This is a genomic window from Erwinia plantamica, from assembly GCF_043420595.1.
Taxonomy (GTDB): domain Bacteria; phylum Pseudomonadota; class Gammaproteobacteria; order Enterobacterales; family Enterobacteriaceae; genus Erwinia; species Erwinia aeris.
On record NZ_JBGCUC010000001.1, the window covers coordinates 200,000 to 220,907 of the forward strand.

The window sequence follows — 20,908 nt, forward strand, 5'->3', positions numbered from 1 at the left end:
CATTGCGTTTCGCTTTCGATGCTTAAGCGTTTATACCCTTCCCTTAGCCTTCGCCGCCGTCAGGCCAGGCTTACGCTAAAAACGACGTCCGATGCAACGCTTACCGCTGCTGATTATGCAGTAAATACCTCTTCTTTCTCCCGTTTCGCTCCCATCCTTCCCGCCAGTCCCTCTCAAGCTAACGACATTAATCGTATTCTGATGTCAAAAGCACAGGCTATTTGTTACTATTATTCCCGCGATCGTTCCAGAATTTCTAAATTATCATACACTTGTTAGCTGCAGCAGCAGAAAACACGCCAAAACAGCCGTGGCGAAACAAAATTGCCCCTATTCCCATATTCAGGGTATGCTTACGCCTCGCCATCGACGCAGTTTTTTTATCAGATACAGGAGATTGCCCCATTGGAAGCCAGTGCTATCTATAGTCTGTTTATCATCGGTTCAGTGCTGGTGGCGGCAAGCATCTTGCTCAGTTCCTTCTCTTCAAAGCTCGGCATCCCTATTCTGGTTATTTTCCTCGCGCTGGGCATGTTGGCCGGCGTGGACGGCATTGGCGGCATCGCTTTTGATAATTATCCTGCCGCTTACCTTATCAGTAACCTGGCGCTGGCGGTGATCCTGCTGGATGGCGGAATGCGCACCCAGGCCAGCTCGTTCAAAGTTGCGCTGGGCCCGGCGCTCTCGCTGTCGACCATCGGCGTGCTGATTACGGCCGGGCTGACCGGCATGGCGGCCGCCTGGCTGTTTAACCTGAGCATGATTGAGGGCTTCCTGGTCGGGGCGATTATCGGTTCGACCGACGCGGCGGCCGTATTTTCGCTGCTCGGCGGTAAAGGGCTGAATGAACGCGTCAGCGCCACGCTGGAAATGGAATCCGGCAGCAACGATCCTATGGCGGTGTTCCTGACCATTACGCTGATCGAAATGCTGGAACAGGGTCAGACCGGCCTGAGCTGGATGTTTATCGTGCATCTTATTCAGCAGTTTGGTTTGGGTATCGTGCTGGGCCTGGGCGGCGGCTGGGGGCTGTTGCAGCTGATTAATCGCGTCTCGCTGCCCAGCGGGCTTTATCCGCTGCTGGCCGTCAGCGGGGGCATTCTGGTGTTTGCGCTGACCACCGTGCTGGAAGGCAGCGGCATTCTGGCGGTCTATCTTTGCGGCTTCTGGCTGGGCAATAACCCAATCCGCAACCGGCACGGCATTCTGCAAACCTTTGACGGCATGGCCTGGCTGAGCCAGATCGGTATGTTCCTGGTGTTGGGGCTGCTGGTGAATCCTACCGATCTCTGGAATATCGCCTTACCGGCCATGCTGCTGTCGCTGTGGCTGATCCTGTTTGCCCGTCCGCTCTCCGTTTTTGTCGGCCTGCTGCCGTTTCGTGGATTTACCACGCGTGAGCGCTTCTTTATCAGCTGGGTTGGTCTGCGCGGCGCGGTGCCTATTATCCTGGCGGTTTTCCCGATGATGGCCGGACTGCCGCATGCCTCGCTGTTCTTTAACATCGCATTCTTTGTGGTGCTGGTTTCGCTGATGGTACAGGGAACCTCTCTCGGCTATGCTGCCCGTAAAGCCAGGGTGATCGTGCCGCCTACCGCCTCGCCTGTTTCCCGCGTGGGCCTGGATATCCACCCTGAGAATCCCTGGGAGCAGTTTGTCTACCAGCTGGGCGCTGATAAATGGTGTATCGGCGCCGCGCTACGCGAGCTGAAAATGCCGCGCGAGACGCGTATCGCCGCGCTTTTCCGCGATAATCTGCTGCTGCATCCAACCGGCAATACCCGCCTGCGCGAAGGCGACGTGCTGTGCGTGATTGGCCGCGAAAAGGATCTGCCGGAACTGGGTAAACTGTTCAGCCAGTCGCCGCCCGTTTCGCTCGATCAGCGCTTCTTTGGCGACTTTATTCTTCAGGCCGATGCTCGCCTGCACGACGTTTCAGAAATTTACGGTATCGAGCTGGATGAAGAGATGAATATGCAGCAGACGCTCGGGCATCTGGTCGCCAGCATGATCGGCGGCGCGCCGGTGGTCGGCGATCAGGTGGAATGGAAAAACATGATTTGGACCGTGGCGGAAAAGCAGGATAACGAAATAGTGAAAATCGGCGTGCGGATGGCGGAAGAGCGAGAATAATCCTGGGGCCGACTGGCAAATAACGACTACGCTTAAAGTTCGTGTCTAATCCGGAAGGGAGAAAATCATGGGTCATGTCGTAAAGATTGGTCGCTATGAAATTATCGACGCAGAGCTGGATGCGCAAAATGTCGATACGGTCATTATTCCCTGCAAGACCAACCCGGCGCTGAGCTATCAGCTCGACGGGTGGGATAATGAGACCAGCGTGCCCGCCTGGATTGATGGCGAACCTGTCGATCTGGCTATCGGTCACTACGATACCGAGCAGGATCAGTGGGTACTGAAAAAGCCAGCCTGAATCTGAACCAAAGCCGCTTATCTTGCCGCCGCGTTATTTCGCGGCGGTGAGCTATAATAATGTCTTATATTTGTTATACGCCTGTCATAAATTATCTTTTGCAATTTAATTTCCCGCTTCGTTTACTTTCCATTTCCTTTCAAAAAGCATTTTTCCCATTTTAGGAATTACCCGTATTAACTAACTCTCTGCTCTCCTGCATACTCTGTCACTGCTTCATGATGAAACAACGCCGACGTGTTTCATTTATTTAATCTCCTGAAACATACGGCCGTTAACTATTTAATACGCTGAAATTAAAACACTTAATTTCAGTATGATAACCCCTGAACGCGTGCTTGATCCTCGTCAGGTCAGCAATCCCTTATGAAAAGAGAGCAGGCATTATGGCAAGTACTCTGGTACTGAATGACCGTCGCCGCGCATTTAGCGGCACCCGGAAAAACATTATCGCCAAGCTGGCATTAAGTCTTAGCGACTTAATCTCCATTAACCTGGCGCTGTTTTTATCCACGGCAACCGTACGAGGTATTTGGGGGAACCTGGATATATTTCTTCCCCCGCAGGAAGTGCAAATACGCTTTACCGCCCAGTTTGTGATGTCCGTGGTCTGTACGGCCTGGTTCTGGATGCGGCTTCGTCACTATACCTACCGCAAGCCTTTCTGGTTTGAGCTGAAAGAGATCATTAAAACCCTGGTGATTTTCTCCCTGCTCGACCTGGCGCTGATTGCGTTTTCAAAATGGGACTTCTCCCGTCTGCTGTGGAGCTTCACCTGGATCTATGCGCTGGTCCTGGTGCCGCTGCTGCGCTCCAGCGTCAAGCACGCCATTCTGAAAGCGGGACAGTGGCAGAAGCAAACTATCATCATCGGCTCCGGTAAAAACGCCCGCGAAGCCTATGCGGCGCTGCAAAGCGAAGAGATCCTGGGCTATGAGGTAAAAGCTTTTGTCGCCTCTAACGGCCATACCGGCGCGGAAAGCCTGAACGGCGTGCCGGTTATTACCGCGAAGGACATCGTCTGGGACACGGTCGATCTGGAAAACACCCAGTTTATCGTTGCCATGGAGTACGAGCAGCAGGCGATGCGCGATAAGTGGCTCAAGCTGCTGTCGAAAAAGAAATGCCGCAGCGTTTCGGTCGTCCCGACGCTGCGCGGTGTGCCGCTCTACGGCACCGATATGTCTTTTATCTTCAGTCATGAAGTGATGATCCTGCGCGTCAGCAATAACCTGGCCAAACGCTCTTCACGCTTCCTGAAGCGCGTGTTCGACGTGGTGGTCGCCTCGCTGCTGCTGCTGTTCCTGGCCCCGGCTTTCGGCCTGATCTGCTGGCTGGTGGGCCGGGACGGCGGTAACAAAATTTACGGTCACGAACGCGTCGGTCAGGACGGCAAGAAGTTTAAATGCCTGAAGTTCCGCTCAATGGTCACCAACTCGAAAGAGGTGCTGGAAGAGCTGCTGGCAACCAGCGCCGAAGCGCGCGCCGAATGGGATAAAGACTTCAAGCTGAAAAACGATCCGCGCGTAACCAAAATCGGTGCTTTCCTGCGTAAAACCAGCCTGGACGAGCTGCCGCAGCTGTGGAACGTGATCCGTGGCGAGATGAGCCTGGTGGGGCCGCGTCCGGTGATTGAAGCGGAGCTGGAGCGCTACGCGGGCGACGTTGACTATTATCTGATGGCGAAACCGGGGATGACCGGCCTGTGGCAGGTTAGCGGCCGTAACGATATCGACTACGATACCCGCGTCTATTTCGACTCCTGGTATGTGAAAAACTGGGCGCTGTGGACGGATATCGCCATCCTGTTTAAAACGGCTGGCGTGGTACTGCGTCGCGACGGCGCTTACTGAGTTCCGGGGCGGCTGCTGCGGCACCGCCCCATAAGTTTTCCTTTTCTTTTCTCCCCGTTATCACTACTCTGTGCGGCTTGCTTTTTTTACTGGACGCCGCCGCCTCGATGCAAAAATTCACTTTACTTCTTCTCAGCCTGGTTCTGTTAGCACCGCTTGGCATCGATCTTTATTTGCCTACGCTGCCCGATATCGCGCTTGGGCTGAATACGCCGGTCAGCACCGTGCAAACGACTATTCCTCTGTTTCTGCTGGTGATGGGCCTGGGGCAGATTGTCGCCGGCCCGCTGGTGGATAACCTGGGCAGAAAGCCCGTGGCGCTGGCCGGGCTGCTGCTGTATATCGTTGGCAGCGTGCTGGCCGCCACCGCTTCCGGCTGGCCGCAGTTCCTCTGCGCGCGCGTGGTGCAGGGCTGCGCCGTTTGCTGTACTGCCGTGGTCGCCTTCAGCGGCGTGCGCGACAGGCTTGACGGCGACGATGCCGCCCGCGCCTATGGCTTTCTGAACGGTGCGCTGAATATCGTGCCCGCGCTGGCGCCAATGCTGGGCGGCTTTCTTGCCGAGGCCTTTGGCTGGCGCGCGCCCTTCTGGTTTTTAACCGCCTATGCGGTCGTCATCGGTCTGCTGGTGATTTTCTTTTTACCGGAGACCCGCCCGGCAGGCACGCTGGCCGTAAAAGGCATTCCGCTGCGTCAGTACTGGCAGATCCTGCGTCAGCCTCGCTTCCTGGCTTTCGCCTTTGCCAACGCGGGCGCGCTGGGGATGGTATTAACTTACGTCTCGCTGGCGCCGCAGGTGCTGATGACCGAGGGCCAGCTCTCTGCGCTGCAGTTCTCCATCGCCTTTGGCGCCAACGGCTTCTGGATCATGCTGGTCAGCGTGCTGGTGAATAAGATGATCCGCAAGGTGGGTCGCCCGATTTGTCTGGCGACGGGCAGCGTGGCGATGACGCTGGGCGCGGTGATGCTGTTGGGCGGCGTGCTGCTGTTACCGCTGGCATGGCAGCATCACTGGGCGCTCTATATGCTGCCGGTGGCGGTATCCGTCGCCGGGCTGGCTTTTACCGTCGGCCCGGCCACCAGCTACGCGCTGGAGCCCTATCAGAAACAGGCGGGCGTCGCTTCCGCGCTGGCGGGCTTTATCCAGATGGCCGGCGGCGCGTCGGGTGGGCTGTTGGCGATGGCGCTGCCGCTGGCGGAAAAATCCGCGCTGGCGCTGATGATGGTGGTGGGCGCGATACTGACGGGAACGGCCTGGTACTACAGTAAAAAAGTGCGCGGCACGCTGACCGCGCTTTAACCTTAAACGACGTTTACCGGTACACGAGGCGCGAGCGCGCACATCAGCTCATAGCCTACCGTACCGGCCGCTTTTGCCACCTCGTCGATTTTGATGTTGTTACCCCACAGCTCCACCTGAGTACCGATGCCCGCCTGCTGGCAGGGCGTCAAATCCACCGTGATCATATCCATGGAAACCGCGCCGACAATCTGCGTTCTGACGCCATCAACCCAAACCGGCGTGCCGGTTGGCGCATGGCGCGGATAGCCGTCGGCATAGCCGCAGGCAACGATGCCGATACGCTGCTCGTCGCTGGCGCGGTAGCGTGCGCCATACCCTACGCCATCGCCGCGCCTGAGCGACTGGACGCCGATGATTTCACCGTTCAGCGTCATGGCCGGCCGTAGCCCGCTGCTGGCGACATCCTGCCAGTCGCCGCTTGGCGAAGCGCCATAGAGGATAATGCCCGGACGCACCCAGTCGTAATGGGTGTGGCTGTGCCACAGCGTCGCCGCCGAATTCGCCAGCGAGCGCGGACAGTTCAACCCTTCCGCCGCCTGATTGATGCGCGCCATCGGCGCCGTCACGCCTTCATTGCTTTCCGCTTCGGCAAAATGCGCCATCAGCGTGATCTCGCCAACGTTCGGCAGCGTTTTAAGCTTGTGCCACACCTGCTGTACCAGCGCGGGCTGAAAGCCAAGACGGTTCATGCCGCTGTTCATTTTCAGGTAAATATCCAGCGGCGCGGAAAGCTTCGCCTTCGCCAGCGCTTGGATCTGCCAGTTGCTGTGCACGCTGGTGGTCAGCCGGTAGCGATCCAGAATCGGCAGCTCGTCCGCATGGAAAAAGCCTTCCAGCAGCAGGATGGGCTTATTCCAGCCGCTTTCTCGCAGCAGAATAGCCTCTTCAAGATTCAGCAGCGCAAAACCGTCAGTCTCTGACAGGCTTTGCCAGACGCGAGCGATACCGTGTCCGTAGGCGTTGGCTTTTACCACCGACCAGACGTGGGAGCGAGGAGCAGCCTGGCGGGCGACGGCCAGGTTATGCCGCAACGCGCTGGTGTCGATAGTTGCGACAATAGGACGAGACATAACTTCTCCTGTTATAAGCGGAAACTAGCGCGCGCCGTGCAGTATTGGGCCTGTAGTGGGCAGAAATCCCGGCAGATAGCGCATAACCGATAAATCGTCAGCGGCAATCGCCGGAGCGCGTCCTGAGATAATATCAGAAAGCAGCTGTCCGGAGCCGCAGGCCATGGTCCAACCGAGCGTTCCGTGACCGGTATTCAGATAAAGATTTTTAAACGGCGTGCGGCCGACAATCGGCGTGCCGTCCGGGGTCATCGGACGCAGCCCGGTCCAGAACGTCGCCTGGGCGAGATCGCCGCCCTGCGGATAGAGATCCCGCACCACCATCTCCAGCGTTTCGCGTCTGGCGGGCAGCAGTTTGGTATTGAAGCCGACGATCTCCGCCATGCCGCCCACGCGGATCCGGTTATCAAAACGCGTAATCGCCACTTTATAGGTTTCGTCCAGCACCGTGGAAACGGGCGCTGCCTCCGGATTGGTAATCGGGATAGTCAGCGAATAGCCTTTCAGCGGATAAACAGGGATAGCGATAATGTCGCGGAGCAGCGAAGTGGAATAAGAGCCGAACGCCACTACGTACGCGTCCGCCGTCACGATCTCAGCGCCGCATTTCACGCCAACAATCTGGTTATGCTCCTGCAGCAGCGCGTCGACGGGCGTATTAAAGCGGAAAGTCACGCCTGCCGCCTTCGCCATCTCTGCCAGCCGACGAGTAAACAGCTGACAGTCGCCGGTTTCGTCGTTAGGCAGGCGCAGACCGCCGGTCAGCAGATGCCTGGTCGTCGCCAGCGCGGGTTCCGCTTCGGCCAGCTGGCTGGCTTCCAGCAGTTCATAGGGCACGCCCGCCTCTTTTAATACCGCAATATCCTTGGTGGCGCTTTCAAACTGCTGCGCGGTGCGGAAAAGCTGCAGCGTTCCACCCTGGCGTCCCTCATAGGCAATACCCGTCTCATGGCGCAGCGCCTTCATGCAGTCGCGGCTGTATTCGGCGATGCGCACCATGCGGCTTTTATTTTCCTGATAGTGGCGCATATCGCAGTTACGCAGCATTTGCCACATCCAGGCCAGCTGGAAACGGCTGCCGTCCGGGCGGATAGCCAGCGGCGCATGACGCTGAAACATCCATTTTATCGCCTTCAGCGGCACGCCGGGCGCCGCCCACGGTGCCGCATAGCCGGGCGAAATTTGTCCCGCGTTGCCCGCGCTGGTTTCCAGCGCCACGTCGGGCTGACGGTCGATAACCGTCACCTCATGCCCGCTTTGGGCCAGATACCAGGCGCTGGCCACGCCCACCACGCCACTTCCCAGAATGACAACTCGCATCGCTACTCCACCGCCGGTTTCTTAAAGATGAATACACTGGATACAGGCGGCCGCTGCGGTGAAAAAAGCTGCGGGATGACAGCGGACGCCCTGTAAAAATATTGCCCTTCTTTTTTACCCTGGGCGGGAATAAAAACAAGATGCCGATGATAAATCGGAGTTTAATATTGCAATAGTTGCGACGGCAGCAGCAAATAATCATGAAGGCGCTATTTATTCCTTTCCGCAGCAGAATATGATTACGCCATATTTTCCGCTTATATACAGGATATTATCCTGTCCGGATTATTATTTTTTGCGCTTTGCCTGACGTTAAAATGATTTTCCGGCTTCCGCTCTATTTTCTGCCGAAGATTTCCATTGTATTCCCCTGAGCGATCGGAGAGAGTGAACTATCATTGAGTTACTGGCTTCAATTCCAGGCCTGTTCCGATGGCGGCAGCGTCATGGCAGGTCGTAATGAAAACGGATGTTTGTCGCTACTGATGTAACGTCGAAAACCGGTTTTAAAAAAGGGGTGCGCTATGACGACTATCTTTGATGAGTCCATTACGAACAGCCAACGACTCAGCGACGGTCCCGACTGGACGTTCGATCTACTGGACGTCTACCTTGCAGAAATTGACCGCGTCGCCAAACTCTATCGCCTTGATACCTATCCGCATCAAATCGAAGTCATCACTTCTGAACAGATGATGGACGCTTATTCCAGCGTCGGGATGCCCATCAACTACGCGCACTGGTCATTCGGTAAAAAATTTATCGAAACCGAACAGCGCTATAAGCACGGTCAGCAGGGCCTGGCTTATGAAATCGTCATTAACTCCAATCCGTGTATCGCCTATCTGATGGAGGAAAATACCATCACTATGCAGGCGCTGGTGATGGCGCACGCCTGCTATGGCCATAACTCCTTTTTTAAAAATAACTACCTGTTCCGCAGCTGGACGGATGCCAGCTCTATCGTTGACTACCTGATTTTCGCCCGTAACTATATCAGCGAGTGTGAAGAGCGCTACGGCGTGGAGGAAGTCGAACGGCTGCTGGATTCCTGCCATGCGCTGATGAACTATGGCGTCGATCGCTACAAGCGCCCGCAAAAGATCTCCTTGCAGGAGGAGAAGGCCCGTCAGCGCAGCCGCGAAGAGTATCTGCAAAGCCAGGTGAACATGCTGTGGCGCACGCTGCCGCGTCGCGAAGCGGAGGCGACCCATACCGAAGCAGCACGCTATCCCAACGAGCCGCAGGAAAACCTGCTCTATTTTATGGAAAAAAACGCGCCTCTGCTGGAGTCGTGGCAGCGAGAAATCCTGCGTATCGTGCGTAAAGTCAGCCAGTATTTTTATCCGCAGAAGCAGACGCAGGTGATGAACGAGGGCTGGGCGACCTTCTGGCACTACACCATCCTTAATCATCTGTATGACGAGGGCAAAGTCAGCGAGCGCTTTATGCTGGAGTTTCTGCACAGCCATACCAACGTGGTTTATCAGCCGCCCTATAACAGCCAGTGGTATAACGGTATTAACCCTTACGCGCTGGGCTTCGCCATGTTTCAGGATATCAAGCGCATCTGTCAGGAGCCGACGGAAGAAGATCGCTACTGGTTCCCGGATATTGCCGGTTCAGACTGGCTGGAAACGCTGCACTTCGCCATGCGCGAGTTCAAGGACGAGAGCTTTATCAGCCAGTTCCTGTCGCCCAAAATCATGCGGGATTTCCGCCTGTTTACGGTGATGGATGACGATCGCAATAACTTCTTGGAAATTGCCGCTATCCATGACGAGGCGGGCTATCGGGCGATCCGTCAGCAGCTTTCCGCGCAGTATAATTTAAGCAACCTGGAGCCTAATATTCAGGTTTATGATGTCGATCTGCGCGGCGATCGCTCATTAACGCTGCGCTACGTGCCGCATAGCCGCGCGCCGCTGGATAAGAGCCGCCGCGAAGTGTTGAAGCACGTGCATCGCCTGTGGGGCTTTGATGTCCATCTGGAGCAGCAAAATGACGACGGCAGCACGGAAATCCTCGACCGCTGTCCGCCCCGCCCCACTTCCCTGTAATAACCTGAAAAGCCGGTGCTGAAGACCGGCTTTTTTACGGCTTATCCAGAGATTTTACAGGAATACTAACGACGTATGCCGGATTCAGCGGGCATGGTGTTTTGCATGCCGTGCCAGATTTCACCGCTGCGATGGCCGTAATCGCGCACCGTTTCCACAATCTTGTCCAGCTGCTGGGCCTGACAAATCGTCAGCAGCTGCTGATAGAATTCACGCGCCACGCGACGCGCTTCCGGATTTGAAAAATAGTGACGGCCTACGCGGGTGTACAGCCCTTTCAGCCCGTTAAGGATCAGGCCGTAGATAGGATTACCGGAGGCAAAAGCCAGCCCGCGAAAGATATTGTAATCCAGCTCGGTATAGGCTTCCGCCTTGTCTTCTACCTGCTGCGCGGTGACCAGAACCGCCTCAGCTTTATCCGGATGAATACGGATAGCGCGGCGAATAAATACGGAGGAAATATCGGTGCGAACCGAAAGCAGGCTGTCGATAAGCTGCGGCACGCTGTCATGATCGAGACGCGCCAGCGTTTCAAGGATGCTTAAGCCCGAGGTTTCCCAGAAATTATTTACCCGGGTCGGCTTGCCGTGTTGAATGGTCAGCCAGCCGTCGCGCGCCAGGCGCTGCAGCACCTCACGCAGCGTGGTGCGGGTCACGCCGATCAGCTCTGACAGCTCGCGCTCAGCAGGCAGAATTGACCCCGGCGGGAAGCGGCTGTTCCAGATACTTTCGATAATATATTCTTCAGCGAAGCCCGCAGGGCTCTGGGCCTTAATAACCATAGCGTATTGTTTCCGTTGCGTTCAGGGCTGCAAAAATTCGGCTCATCATACCAGATGGCTTAGCCGTCACCTAGACTGACGAAAGCGTAAAACGCTGCCGAAATCGCATTTCTCCTGAAATTAAGCCCTTGATTTACGTTATTAAGCCGTGGCCGCTTTCAGCGCGCCGTCGAAGCGATACATTTTTTTACACAGCGGCTAAGCCGCGCCGTATTCAGCAGCGTAAATTTACCGCATAGTGGCTGGCACGGCAGCCCTTTTGGTTTACACTGCCGGTTCAACGCTTATTACAGGGATTGATTATGTTGCACTATTTTAATAGCCGTTCTCGTGGTCGCGGCGCCTGGTTGCTGATGGCGCTGACGGCTTTTGCTCTGGAGATGGTTGCGCTCTATTTCCAGCACGTGATGCTGCTAAAGCCCTGCGTGATGTGTATTTACGAACGCTGCGCCCTGTTCGGTATTCTTGGCGCTGCGCTGGTGGGCGCTATTGCCCCCAAAACGCCGTTGCGCTGGGTGGCGATCCTGATTTGGATCTATAGCGCCGTGGAAGGCGTGCGTCTGGCATGGGAGCATACGATGATCCAGCTGCATCCGAATCCTTTTACCACCTGTGATTTCGCCGCCCGCTTCCCGCAGTGGCTGCCTCTTGATAAGTGGCTGCCGTCGGTATTCGTTGCGACGGGCGACTGTGCGGAAAATCAGTGGTCGCTGTTTTCGCTGGGTATGCCGCAGTGGATGACGATTATCTTTGCCGCCTACCTCGTTGTCGCCCTGCTGGTGCTGCTTGCGCAGTTTTTCACGCCGAAAAAACGCGATCTTTTTTCCCGCTAAACGCTCTCCTCCTCCCGGTCGTGCCCGTTGTCTGCGGGCGGCCGGGCTTTGCCTTTTCCCGAACGCCGCGTTGTCAGCCCTTAACAAGGCGGCTACGCTTTAGGCATACTTCGATGCGAAAAGGGAAACTATGAAAAACATTGCGTTAGCCCTCTCCTTTGCTTTTTCCGTTACGCTACTCTCCGGCTGCGCCCACTGGGGCGCCAATGATACGCACAGCCCGCCGCCGGCGCCGCCGAGTGGACAGCAGCCTCCGGGCGCACCGGGCGGCAGCGGCCCTGTCGGTCAGCCTCAGTCCTGAACCCGCCTCCCCTGAAGTCACGCGCTCAGGGGATTTTTTTGCCTTTCTCCCTCCGGCACCTTAAAGCCAGTCCGGGTTCAGAACGTCATTTCACCGTTTACCTTCCCTTTTTTAACCTGCTTAAAACATAAGAAATATTGTTAAGTTAATATCACGCCGCTTATTAAATCGTAACGAGATAATCGTTTAACTACATGAAATAAATAATAAAAAACACTATTGCCAATTCTTCACCAAAGGAATACAGTGCAGTTACTGTATAAACATACAGTTAAAAACTCACTAACAAAGGATGGAAACATTATGGCTGATACACTGATTTTTAATGAAGTTGCTTCATTCGCCGCGCTGCGTGCCCGCAAACCTGCCGCTGAAGGCGAACGCGTTTTCCTGAGCTCCTGGAATGCCCGCGCTGCCGGCGACCGCTCTGTCACCTTCGGCGAAGGTTGGTTTACCGGTTATCTGGTCGCGGCGGCGGACGACGGCGGCTTTATCGCCAGCAACGGCGGCGCGTACCACTGGCGTCGCGACAGCGATATTGAAGCGTTAACCGTTCATGACTTCGGCGCCGTACCGGGCGGCAAGGTTGACTGCGCGCCTGCCGTTAAGGCGATGTATGAATTTATGACCGGCAGCTTCGCCCGCGGCTTTACCGACGGCCTTTCCAGCAAAGTCGGTATCCGTTTCGGCACGGGCACCTACCTGGTTAAGCCGCTCGACCTGCGTACCTATGGCGACAAAATCCCGGCCAACCATTCGGAACTGCCTTATAACCCAAGCGGCTACTTCGCCGCCGGCGATTTCGTGATGCGCGGCGTGACCACCAGCTTCGGCAAGCAGATCGGCACGCGTATTATCTCTGACAAATCCGCTTCGGCCGTGCTGGCGCTGAACCACCGCTACTTTTCCATCTACGGCATTGAGTGGGAAGGCCAGCAAACGGTGAAGCAGGACGAAAAAACCAATATGCTGATTGGCGCAACGGTGGGCGTGTTTAACGATACCGCCTCCAATAAACAGCCGTTTATCACTAACGAATGCGTGGGCGGCACCTTTGCCAACGTCTCCTACTTTAAAGCCAGCAATACCGGTGAAGCGGCGATTTACTACCTCGACAGTCTTGACAGTAAATTCACCCAGATTTACTGCAGCCGCGTGGCGGGCCCGGTGATTAAGGTAGGCTGGAGCAACCGTCCGTCCGGCGCCTGGGATCACTCCACGGCGATTGAGCTTACGGAATTTAACTTCCAGTACTGCTACGCGCCAGCTATCTGGATCCCTCGTCATGGTCAGGGCCTGATCCGTAACGGCTGGATCGAACACAGCGCCGTTCCGATGGATATCAACAACGGCCAGTGGCTGATTGAAGCGCTGAGCATTGAGTCCTCTACCTACGATGCCGTGTTCTTTAATTCACGCGTTATTATGTCGCAATGGTCAAATCCGACCGGCGTGGAGTACGACCGCACTTCTGCGCCAGGCAGCGCAACCTGGTTCAGCTATCCGAAAAACCCGGACGGCAGCGATATTGTCGCCAGACTCTCCGGGTATGAAATGGGCATGTCGCTGTTTCAAAACAGCGGCACCTATCTGGACCATCCGCTGCGCGCGCAGTGGCTGAGCGGCGTGCTGCGCGGCACCATTGACAGCAGCCAGCGCTGGTTGAATATCGGTACGTTTCGGATGCCGAAAACCGGCAGCCACTGGAAAATTGAGGTGGACTGCCGCAGTACCTACGGCGGCATCGGTGGCGACACCGCCATGCCGATCCAGAACGACCGTGCAGCCGGTACGCTGCATATCCACGTAGCGCGTGGCGCGGGCTCGGTTCCGGCAGTAAGCTACTGGATGGAAGGCACGCCGGGTATTAGCGAAGTGCAGTATATCCCTCAGGATTTTAACGATATCCTGCCGGGCCTGTGGGTCAAGCTGCCTGATACCATTGCAGAATATGGCGTGCACGTTCGCGGCACAGGTGAAATGCGCGAGGATAACGGCAGCTGGGCAAGGTTTACGCCGAGCGGCGTGACGCAGAGCGCAGCGCCGGAAGGCGGCGTGGCGGCGCAGGCGCGGATGTCGATGAACAACGGCCTGGCCGGTTTTGGCGCACAGGATGATGTTGCCGGGATCAGTACTCGCTCCCAGGCCTCGACTACCGTGCCGGTTGAGCAATCTAAACCGCGGCAGTGGATGCGCATTAACATCAACGGAATTGAATACGCGATGCCTTATTACGCCTTTACGCCGCAGATTGACACCCAGCCGGCAGCCACGGTTTCCGTCGCGGCGGGCGGCACGTTAAACCTGACCGTTGCGGCTAAGGATGCCGCAACCTGGCAGTGGCAGAAGTCGACCAACGGCACTACCTGGACGAATATCGCCAATGCGAAAAGCGCCACCTGGAGCAAAGCAGCCGTGACTACCGCCGATGCCGGCCAGTATCGCTGCGTGATCAAGGGACAGGTCGGTGCCGTGGACGCCACCGTGACTACCAACCAGGTCACCACGAACGTCTCAGTGGTCACCGTCACCGCTTAATGCAGTACGGGGTGGCGACGCTTTGCGTCCCGCCCCCAGGCTACAGGCCGCATCGGAAACGATCTGCTCAGAACGTCAGGATGTGCCTGTAGCTGCCTTATGAACGCATTCCTTTATGTACCACCTCCAGCACCTTTCCCAGATCCTGCACGTCAACCTGCCCCGACGCTGAAGCGTCGCCAAACATAGCGAAAGTCAGCGCCGAACCGGACAGTTCTCCGCTCATGCGTGACAGTACGCCCGTTTCACCCATCGACATCGTTAACAGCGGGCGCTGCGCATAATGCTGATGCATATCCAGCGTAGCGTTAAGCAGGGTCAGCACGTCTTCCGGGCCTTTCGGCATCGCCGCCAGCTTCAACACATCCGCGCCGCGCCGCTGCTGCTCGCTCAGGCGGGCGATAATTTCCTGAGCGGAAGGCGTAGCGTGCAGCTCATGGCTGGAGAGAATGATATGTTTACCCTGTTGATGCGCCAGCCCGATCAGCGGATCGGTCAGCGTGCTGTCGCGGTACATTTCAATATCCAGCAGATCGAACTGGCCAGCCGTCAGTAAGGCGTGATACAGCGCGGCATACTTCCGATCGCTGATGGCTTTCTTGCCGCCTTCGGCTTTGGTGCGAAACGTCAGCAGCAATAGCTTGTCGCCAAGACGCGAGAACACCTGCCGCGTTAAAGCCGCCATCGCGTCGGTATCGTCAACGTTGTCCAGCGGATCGAGCCTTAGCTCCAGCATATGAAAATCGCTTCTGTCCGCAATCTTATCAACGAAGGCTAAAACCGCCTTTTCGCTGCTGTCAGTGGTTGGGATAATTACTTTGGGCTGACCTTCGCCAATAGCGATCCCTTTCAGTTTCAGAACGGGTTTATCAAGCTGAGGCGGTGTCGAAGCTTCGGAGGCCGCTGCGGCGGCAGGTGTGGAAGACATAAGCGAAAGGGCGACCAGTGCGCCTCCGCAACCGATAAACTCTCTGCGATGCATAACGCTTTACCTCCCGGTTAAGGGTAAAGATTTTAAGCATAGCAAAGGAAATCAAGCCGGTAGCGCACTGCCCTTGACGGATGCCAGACGCTAATCGATCTTACGACAGTCGTACGAACCGGAAATTTTTATCTGGCTGCGGCTGCTGCGCAATACCTCAACGTCAAGCGTGGCGCTACCCGCCTTATTCAGGTATGTCATCCCGTAATCGCCCTGAAATTTGGTAGCAGCCACGGCCCAGTGCATTTTCACATTGTCGACATCGCCTTTCTGCTGCAGCCAGCTGACCTGCTGCCTGCGGGTTTTTACGCCGTCCACGGTCGCCCAACTGCCGTTCGCCGTCTGCCCGGCCAGACGAAAAGGCCCGCATTTAATATCCGCCAAAGCAAGCTGTGGCAAAGCAAGTGCCACGGCAAGCATGGAAAGAAGGATCGGTTTCATTTTTACCTTGCGAATATAACTATCCATTGTAGAAGTGAGCATCTGGTGTTCCTTATTGAGTAAACTGCGGGCAATACCTGGAGCGGCATCAACATCTACTGAATAATAGCTTACTTAACGTTTAGCGCGGCGCACCCTGAGTTTAATTAGCCGACTTTTCTGCCCTACCTCAGAAATAATGCAAACCTGTCATTACTCCGGAAACAGCGCATTATTCTGGCATCTCTGTTTTGTATGGCTATGCTTTATGCATTCTTACACCGATGAGCCGTCGCCATGCAAAATTTTGATCCGCAGATGATGGTGCTGCTTTATTTTGTGCTGCCCGTCTGGCTTATTGCCGGTTTCGCCGACTATTTATGCCACAGAGCCACAAACATAGAGACTACCGCCGGGCTGAAAGAAACCTTTATTCATCTTCTGATGTTTCTGGAGATGGGCGCCCCGCTTCTCGCTGCGCTTTTCCTGGATATCAATGCGCTGGTGATTGGCTTTATGATCGTGATGTTCTTCTGCCACGAAGCGACAGCATTGTGGGATGTCAGCTATGCCGTAACCACCCGGCGCGTATCGCCCGTAGAGCAGCATATCCACAGTTTTCTGGAGAGGGTGCCGTTAATGGCGCTGTTGCTGGTGATTTCGCGACACTGGTCGCAGTTTCTGGCGCTGTTTGGCCTGGGCGCAGAGCCTGCCCGCTTCGATCTTCATCAGCGAGCCGATCCTTTACCTGACGCATATATTGCCTGTGTTCTGGCCGGGATCCTGTTTTTTGAACTTATACCTTATCTGGAAGAATACTGGCGGGGTAAGAAGGCTCAAAAGAAAGTCTATAAAAAGACTAATAACTTCATTTTTTATAAATTTCAGATAGAGAATTTACCTGTATAAATAAATTTAACCCCGGCATTAAATGCCGGGGCTGGCATATTAAGCGATAAATTTCCGTTCGCTTTTATTCAGACTTGCGTCCGCCGCCGTGGCTATGCTCACCCCCTTTCTTGCCTGCTTCTGATGCTTTTTCACGGTCGTTAGCAAAATTACCTGCGCTATTTTGACCGCCTTTTTTACCTGCCTCAGAGGCTTTTTCACGGTCTTCTGCAAAGTTTCCAGAACCGCCACGATGTTCAGCCATAATCTCCTCCTGAATACAAACTTCATTAGTTAATTGGCAACCGGCTTTTACGCCGGGAATTTCGTGTTGCGTAATTAAGAGTAGATAAAAGCTTTGTATTTGCAAAAGTGTTAACCGCTTCGCTTAATAAAAAATTATACAAGCACACCGACGTGTACAAATTTAAATATAGGGCGCGTGATTTTTTCCGTTCAGGGATAATAACTTATCTAATGGAATAAGAATAACCCCAAAGGTGCAAGAAACAAAAAATTACATTTTGATATTTAAGAAAACACCAATGAAACAGACGAATTACCCTACCTCGCTGGTTACCTTGTCGTTCTTTGCGAATATCTGTGGACAGACTGCTCACTAACAAGCTGTTTTCGTTTAACTTTCTTGGGTGAAACTATGCGAACGGCTGATTTGCACTGCAACAACGTATTGCCGTCGTCTGGCTGTATTGGGCACAAATGTGCGGTCAGGCCAGACGGCGAGCTGATTTTGGCAGCTAACAACGTATTGCCGTCTACCATACACCCCAATCAGTCCATGGAAAGGTCAGAAATGGCCTGAAGACAGACCCTGAAGCAGTGAAAAGGCCAAATGACGAAGCGCAACGCTAATGCGTCGTGGGCTTGTTTTAAGCGTGCTAAAAAGCAAGCCGGCTCATCTTACGGAATGGGGATAACAGCCGGGCTTAGAAACAGAGCGGGACAACTGTCCCGCAGTCAGTCTGCGCTCTTATCGTTAGAGTGCGCAGCAGGACAGCTATTGCTGCATGTCAGCAAGCGTTTTTTCCTCGGTCGTCTCCTCGACGACCATGACCAAAGGGCATTTTTTAACCTTACAGGCCTGGGAGTAGGCAAGTTCACAAACCTCACACAGATCGCGTACCTCTGATTCGTATTCATATTCCATAAAATAACGAAACGTAGCGCTGCGCGATGCTGTTCTCCAGAACCTCTGCTGTTCCAATATTTCATCAAGCTGCCTGAAAGTCAGGGCTGAAGGGTTATGGAAACCCACTCTCACACGGTATGTAGTCATACCCTGATTATTTGCAGAGTCACGCAACTTATCCAGGCGGTGCTGATTCTCATTGAGATAGGCAAAACCTAAACTGCGTAGTCAGGTAGCGGCAGCCGGAACTGAAGACATCTGTCAGCCCGTTAGTCTATTTACCGTACCAGCGCGGCTTATTGATGATGTGATCTTCCCAGTCCTGCACTTCGCTTTCGCGTACGGCAATATGGCGAACAGAAATACGTGCCGCGTGCATCGCCGCCTTGCTGCCGCTGCGCAACGGATGCCAGACGGGCAGATTCTTGCCTTCGGCCAGCACCCGGTAAGCACAGCTTGGCGGCAGCCAGGAAAACGTCGGCAGGTTATCGCGCGTCAGCTTGATACAGTCTTCTTCCAGCTCAAAGCGGCGTTCGTAGTTACGGCACTGGCAGGTTTTAATATTCAGCTGATTGCAGGCGACGTTAGTGAAGTAGATTTCATCGGTGTCGGCGTCCTGCAGCTTGTTCAGACAGCACTGGCCACAGCCGTCGCACAGGGATTCCCATTCCTCATCGCTCATTTGCTCCAGCGTCTTTTGCTGCCAGAAAGGGGTATCACTCATTTTGCTGTCCTGTTTAGTTAAAAGCCCGCACCTTATAAACAGTTCGGGCCTGAGTTGCAAGTCTTACAGCACGCGCGTCGCCACGCCGCGTCCGCCCAGCGACACTTCCAGCGTATCGCCAGAGGACATCGGGCCAACGCCTTCAGGCGTGCCGGTCAGGATAATATCGCCCGCGCGCAGCGTGAAGAACTTACTCATATAGGCAATCAGCGGCAGGATTTTATGGATCATATCCGCAGTGGAACCCTGCTGACGCACTTCGCCATTGACGATCAGCTTTAGCTCGATATCCTGCGGATCGGCGCCCAGCTCGCTGGCGGCAATAAAACCGGAAACCGGGCAGGAATTGTCGAAGCCTTTCGCTTTTTCCCACGGCTGTCCCGCTTTTTTACAGCCGGCCTGCACGTCACGCAGCGTTAAATCCAGCGCCACGCCGTAGCCTGCAATAGCTTTCGCCACGTGCTCTTCCGTTGCCTGTTTCAGCGTGGCGCCAATCAACACTGCCAGCTCAACTTCATGATGCACCGCGCCCAGATCTTTCGGGATCGACAGCGGCTGACGAAGATCGCACAGCGCGGTTTCCGGCTTGATAAACAGGACAGGCTCAGCAGGCGTCGCGCTGCCCATCTCTTTAATATGTTTTGCATAGTTGCTGCCTACGCAGACCACTTTGCTCACCGGGTAATCTAATAAAGCGCCCTGCCAGTTATGATGCTGATACATACTGTTCCCCTGCCTGTTTGCGTGAGTGGTCAGTGGACCACATCCTGTTGAGAAATGGCGTCGGCCATCATGCCGATACTGATGGCGAAATAATATGATCGGTTCCAGTGCATAATGACGCGGAAGTTGTCGTAAACCATAAAGGCCCGGCCCGGCGCGTCGTCGGGCAAAATAATCCAGCTGCGCTGCGCATTATCCGGCAGCGGCGCATCATCGCTGAAGCGTACGCCCAGTTTTTGCCAGTCGCCAACCGATTTCGCCTGGTCGGTTTTCAGCCCTGCCTGCGCTTTAGCAAAATCGACCGGCAGGATCACCTCCTGGCCCCAGCGCCCGCCGGGCTTCCAGCCTTCCGTTGCCAGATAGTTGGCCGTAGAAGCAAACACATCCTCCACGTTATTCCAGATATCGATTTGCCCGTCGCCGTCGCCGTCCGCGCCGTAGCGCAGGAAAGAAGAAGGCATAAACTGATTCTGCCCCATCGCGCCAGCCCAGGAGCCCTTCATCTGCGCCGCGCTGATATGCTGCTGCTGAATAATCCGCAGCGCCGCCATCAGCTCTTTAGTGAAGAAGGCTTCGCGGCGTCCTTCAAAAGCCAGCGTAGAGAGCGCAGAGACGATCTCTTCTTTTCCCTGGATTTTGCCGAAGCTGCTTTCCATCGCCCAAAGCGCCACTATATATTCCGGCTGCACGCCATAACGCTGGCTGGCCGTTTGCAGCTGCGGCAAATACTGCTGGAAGTTTTCGCGCGCACGCTGCTTTTTCCATTCCGGCAGCACGCGCGTCAGATAGTCGTCCAGCGTGACTTTCTTTTCTAACTGGTTACGGTCGGCAGAAATAGCGCGGTCGACGAAATGTATATTGCTGAAGGCAGTGTCGATAGTGGCGGCATCTATGCCCTGCTCCCGCGCCTGGCGCTTAAGCTCCTCGACATAGGCGGGAAACTCCGCCGGATCGCGCCCGGTTGCGGCCAGCGTGGTTTTCTGCTGCGCCGGCGCGGCGTTTTTTTTCTCAAGGGCTTTACTGTTCTTGCTGGCACAGCCGGCCAGCAGCAGGGAAAAAATAAGCGTGGTGAAGAGAGGTTGCTTCATAAAAGGCCCTTTTTACGTGCTTCCCGCCGTCAATAATATCCGGCGGGAAGAAAAGCGGTGGGAAAATAGCTTGCAGATGATTCCTAATTAATCTTTTTTACCTTTTTCCAGATGCATCTTAAGCAGACTTTCCATCGGCGGCGGCACCTGTAAATAATAACCTTGCTCCAGCAGCGCCGTTTTCACTTTTGCCTGGTCCGCATTGGCCAGGCGTTTACTGCCGTCCAGCGGCAGGACCATCGCCAGCTGGGGTTTACCAAATCCCTGAAGCAGTTCAGCAGGCACGCGCGAGAAATCGTCTTTTTTTTCAACATAAAGATAAGTCTGGTCACGTTTAGGACTTCTGTAGATCACACAAAACATATTTTTTACTCGAATTAACCTGGTCGGTGGCTTGCCTGAATATAGCAGTAACTATAACATGCTTGCTGAACTTCGGAA

20 protein-coding genes are annotated in these 20,908 nt (G+C 55.0%); 9 read left to right on the top strand and 11 right to left on the bottom strand.

The features are described from left to right. Positions 1-405: 405 nt before the first annotated feature. From AB3U87_RS00905 to AB3U87_RS00920, 4 genes are all read left to right on the top strand, one after another. A complete protein-coding gene (locus AB3U87_RS00905) occupies positions 406-2,133 on the top strand; it encodes a potassium/proton antiporter (RefSeq protein WP_253453737.1) in 1,728 nt (575 codons plus the stop codon). Positions 2,134-2,200: 67 nt separating this feature from the next. After that, positions 2,201-2,434, top strand: coding sequence for a DUF1480 family protein (locus AB3U87_RS00910; protein ID WP_253453735.1), 234 nt, complete (start codon positions 2,201-2,203; stop codon positions 2,432-2,434). A 386-nt stretch (positions 2,435-2,820) separates the two neighbouring features. Further along, positions 2,821-4,287 (top strand): undecaprenyl-phosphate galactose phosphotransferase WbaP, encoded by a 1,467-nt coding sequence (gene wbaP, locus AB3U87_RS00915; protein ID WP_253453732.1) that lies wholly within the window; start codon positions 2,821-2,823, stop codon positions 4,285-4,287. A gap of 107 nt (positions 4,288-4,394) precedes the next feature. Continuing rightward, complete coding sequence (locus AB3U87_RS00920) at positions 4,395-5,585, top strand: multidrug effflux MFS transporter (RefSeq protein ID WP_301252775.1); 1,191 nt, start codon at positions 4,395-4,397, stop codon at positions 5,583-5,585. Positions 5,586-5,587: 2 nt separating this feature from the next. Here the strand turns inward: AB3U87_RS00920 and dadX are convergent, their stop codons facing one another. Together dadX and AB3U87_RS00930 are read right to left on the bottom strand one after the other, a co-directional pair. Further along, entirely contained in the window at positions 5,588-6,658 is a 1,071-nt protein-coding gene (gene dadX, locus AB3U87_RS00925; protein WP_301252776.1) for a catabolic alanine racemase DadX, read from the bottom strand. Positions 6,659-6,682: 24 nt separating this feature from the next. Further along, a complete protein-coding gene (locus tag AB3U87_RS00930) occupies positions 6,683-7,978 on the bottom strand; it encodes a D-amino acid dehydrogenase (RefSeq protein ID WP_253453724.1) in 1,296 nt (431 codons plus the stop codon). A gap of 524 nt (positions 7,979-8,502) precedes the next feature. Between AB3U87_RS00930 and AB3U87_RS00935 the strand changes: the two genes are divergently transcribed. Beyond that, the gene (locus AB3U87_RS00935; RefSeq protein ID WP_253453721.1) at positions 8,503-10,038 is read left to right on the top strand and encodes a SpoVR family protein; all 1,536 of its coding nucleotides are present in this window, start codon (positions 8,503-8,505) and stop codon (positions 10,036-10,038) included. Between the two features lie 65 nt (positions 10,039-10,103). Here AB3U87_RS00935 and fadR read toward each other — a convergent pair whose 3' ends face one another. Beyond that, positions 10,104-10,820, bottom strand: a complete 717-nt coding sequence (fadR, locus tag AB3U87_RS00940; protein WP_253453719.1) for a fatty acid metabolism transcriptional regulator FadR — start codon at positions 10,818-10,820, stop codon at positions 10,104-10,106. Positions 10,821-11,122: 302 nt separating this feature from the next. Between fadR and dsbB the strand changes: the two genes are divergently transcribed. The 3 genes from dsbB (at position 11,123) to AB3U87_RS00955 (ending at position 14,492) form a co-directional block, all read left to right on the top strand. Beyond that, entirely contained in the window at positions 11,123-11,653 is a 531-nt protein-coding gene (dsbB, locus tag AB3U87_RS00945) for a disulfide bond formation protein DsbB (protein WP_253453716.1), read from the top strand. Positions 11,654-11,783: 130 nt separating this feature from the next. Next, the gene (locus tag AB3U87_RS00950) at positions 11,784-11,954 is read left to right on the top strand and encodes a hypothetical protein (protein ID WP_253453713.1); all 171 of its coding nucleotides are present in this window, start codon (positions 11,784-11,786) and stop codon (positions 11,952-11,954) included. Between the two features lie 303 nt (positions 11,955-12,257). Continuing rightward, positions 12,258-14,492 (top strand): hypothetical protein, encoded by a 2,235-nt coding sequence (locus AB3U87_RS00955; protein ID WP_301252779.1) that lies wholly within the window; start codon positions 12,258-12,260, stop codon positions 14,490-14,492. A gap of 97 nt (positions 14,493-14,589) precedes the next feature. Here the strand turns inward: AB3U87_RS00955 and aroD are convergent, their stop codons facing one another. Then, the gene (aroD, locus tag AB3U87_RS00960; RefSeq protein WP_301252780.1) at positions 14,590-15,474 is read right to left on the bottom strand and encodes a type I 3-dehydroquinate dehydratase; all 885 of its coding nucleotides are present in this window, start codon (positions 15,472-15,474) and stop codon (positions 14,590-14,592) included. A 90-nt stretch (positions 15,475-15,564) separates the two neighbouring features. Continuing rightward, positions 15,565-15,957 carry a hypothetical protein gene (locus tag AB3U87_RS00965; protein ID WP_394148097.1) on the bottom strand — a complete coding sequence of 131 codons (393 nt, stop codon included), beginning with the start codon at positions 15,955-15,957 and terminating at the stop codon, positions 15,565-15,567. A 234-nt stretch (positions 15,958-16,191) separates the two neighbouring features. On the opposite strand from AB3U87_RS00965, the gene AB3U87_RS00970 reads away from it, so the two are divergent. Further along, on the top strand, positions 16,192-16,803 hold the full coding sequence (locus AB3U87_RS00970) for a diguanylate cyclase (RefSeq protein ID WP_394148099.1): 612 nt from the start codon (positions 16,192-16,194) through the stop codon (positions 16,801-16,803). A 64-nt stretch (positions 16,804-16,867) separates the two neighbouring features. Here the strand turns inward: AB3U87_RS00970 and AB3U87_RS00975 are convergent, their stop codons facing one another. From AB3U87_RS00975 to AB3U87_RS01000, 6 genes are all read right to left on the bottom strand, one after another. Beyond that, positions 16,868-17,047, bottom strand: a complete 180-nt coding sequence (locus AB3U87_RS00975; RefSeq protein ID WP_253453698.1) for a con-10 family general stress protein — start codon at positions 17,045-17,047, stop codon at positions 16,868-16,870. Positions 17,048-17,800: 753 nt separating this feature from the next. After that, positions 17,801-18,079 carry a hypothetical protein gene (locus AB3U87_RS00980; RefSeq protein WP_301252783.1) on the bottom strand — a complete coding sequence of 93 codons (279 nt, stop codon included), beginning with the start codon at positions 18,077-18,079 and terminating at the stop codon, positions 17,801-17,803. Positions 18,080-18,206: 127 nt separating this feature from the next. Then, complete coding sequence (locus AB3U87_RS00985; RefSeq protein ID WP_253453697.1) at positions 18,207-18,656, bottom strand: YcgN family cysteine cluster protein; 450 nt, start codon at positions 18,654-18,656, stop codon at positions 18,207-18,209. Positions 18,657-18,719: 63 nt separating this feature from the next. Continuing rightward, positions 18,720-19,379, bottom strand: coding sequence for a fumarylacetoacetate hydrolase family protein (locus AB3U87_RS00990; protein WP_301252788.1), 660 nt, complete (start codon positions 19,377-19,379; stop codon positions 18,720-18,722). A gap of 29 nt (positions 19,380-19,408) precedes the next feature. After that, positions 19,409-20,467, bottom strand: coding sequence for a lytic murein transglycosylase (locus tag AB3U87_RS00995; protein WP_253453691.1), 1,059 nt, complete (start codon positions 20,465-20,467; stop codon positions 19,409-19,411). Between the two features lie 87 nt (positions 20,468-20,554). After that, positions 20,555-20,830: a YcgL domain-containing protein gene (locus tag AB3U87_RS01000; RefSeq protein WP_253453688.1), complete on the bottom strand. Its 276-nt coding sequence runs from the start codon at positions 20,828-20,830 to the stop codon at positions 20,555-20,557. Between the last annotated feature and the right edge of the window lie 78 nt (positions 20,831-20,908).

Bases quoted from the DNA above. Each gene is read 5' to 3' on its own strand.
- AB3U87_RS00910 (WP_253453735.1), top strand. From the start codon at position 2,201: ATGGGTCATGTCGTAAAGATTGGTCGCTATGAAATTATCGACGCAGAG.
- wbaP (WP_253453732.1), top strand. From the start codon at position 2,821: ATGGCAAGTACTCTGGTACTGAATGACCGTCGCCGCGCATTTAGCGGC.
- AB3U87_RS00920 (WP_301252775.1), top strand. From the start codon at position 4,395: ATGCAAAAATTCACTTTACTTCTTCTCAGCCTGGTTCTGTTAGCACCG.
- dadX (WP_301252776.1), bottom strand. From the start codon at position 6,658: ATGTCTCGTCCTATTGTCGCAACTATCGACACCAGCGCGTTGCGGCAT.
- AB3U87_RS00930 (WP_253453724.1), bottom strand. From the start codon at position 7,978: ATGCGAGTTGTCATTCTGGGAAGTGGCGTGGTGGGCGTGGCCAGCGCC.
- AB3U87_RS00935 (WP_253453721.1), top strand. From the start codon at position 8,503: ATGACGACTATCTTTGATGAGTCCATTACGAACAGCCAACGACTCAGC.
- fadR (WP_253453719.1), bottom strand. From the start codon at position 10,820: ATGGTTATTAAGGCCCAGAGCCCTGCGGGCTTCGCTGAAGAATATATT.
- dsbB (WP_253453716.1), top strand. From the start codon at position 11,123: ATGTTGCACTATTTTAATAGCCGTTCTCGTGGTCGCGGCGCCTGGTTG.
- AB3U87_RS00950 (WP_253453713.1), top strand. From the start codon at position 11,784: ATGAAAAACATTGCGTTAGCCCTCTCCTTTGCTTTTTCCGTTACGCTA.
- AB3U87_RS00955 (WP_301252779.1), top strand. From the start codon at position 12,258: ATGGCTGATACACTGATTTTTAATGAAGTTGCTTCATTCGCCGCGCTG.
- aroD (WP_301252780.1), bottom strand. From the start codon at position 15,474: ATGCATCGCAGAGAGTTTATCGGTTGCGGAGGCGCACTGGTCGCCCTT.
- AB3U87_RS00965 (WP_394148097.1), bottom strand. From the start codon at position 15,957: ATGCTCACTTCTACAATGGATAGTTATATTCGCAAGGTAAAAATGAAA.
- AB3U87_RS00970 (WP_394148099.1), top strand. From the start codon at position 16,192: ATGCAAAATTTTGATCCGCAGATGATGGTGCTGCTTTATTTTGTGCTG.
- AB3U87_RS00975 (WP_253453698.1), bottom strand. From the start codon at position 17,047: ATGGCTGAACATCGTGGCGGTTCTGGAAACTTTGCAGAAGACCGTGAA.
- AB3U87_RS00980 (WP_301252783.1), bottom strand. From the start codon at position 18,079: ATGACTACATACCGTGTGAGAGTGGGTTTCCATAACCCTTCAGCCCTG.
- AB3U87_RS00985 (WP_253453697.1), bottom strand. From the start codon at position 18,656: ATGAGTGATACCCCTTTCTGGCAGCAAAAGACGCTGGAGCAAATGAGC.
- AB3U87_RS00990 (WP_301252788.1), bottom strand. From the start codon at position 19,379: ATGTATCAGCATCATAACTGGCAGGGCGCTTTATTAGATTACCCGGTG.
- AB3U87_RS00995 (WP_253453691.1), bottom strand. From the start codon at position 20,467: ATGAAGCAACCTCTCTTCACCACGCTTATTTTTTCCCTGCTGCTGGCC.
- AB3U87_RS01000 (WP_253453688.1), bottom strand. From the start codon at position 20,830: ATGTTTTGTGTGATCTACAGAAGTCCTAAACGTGACCAGACTTATCTT.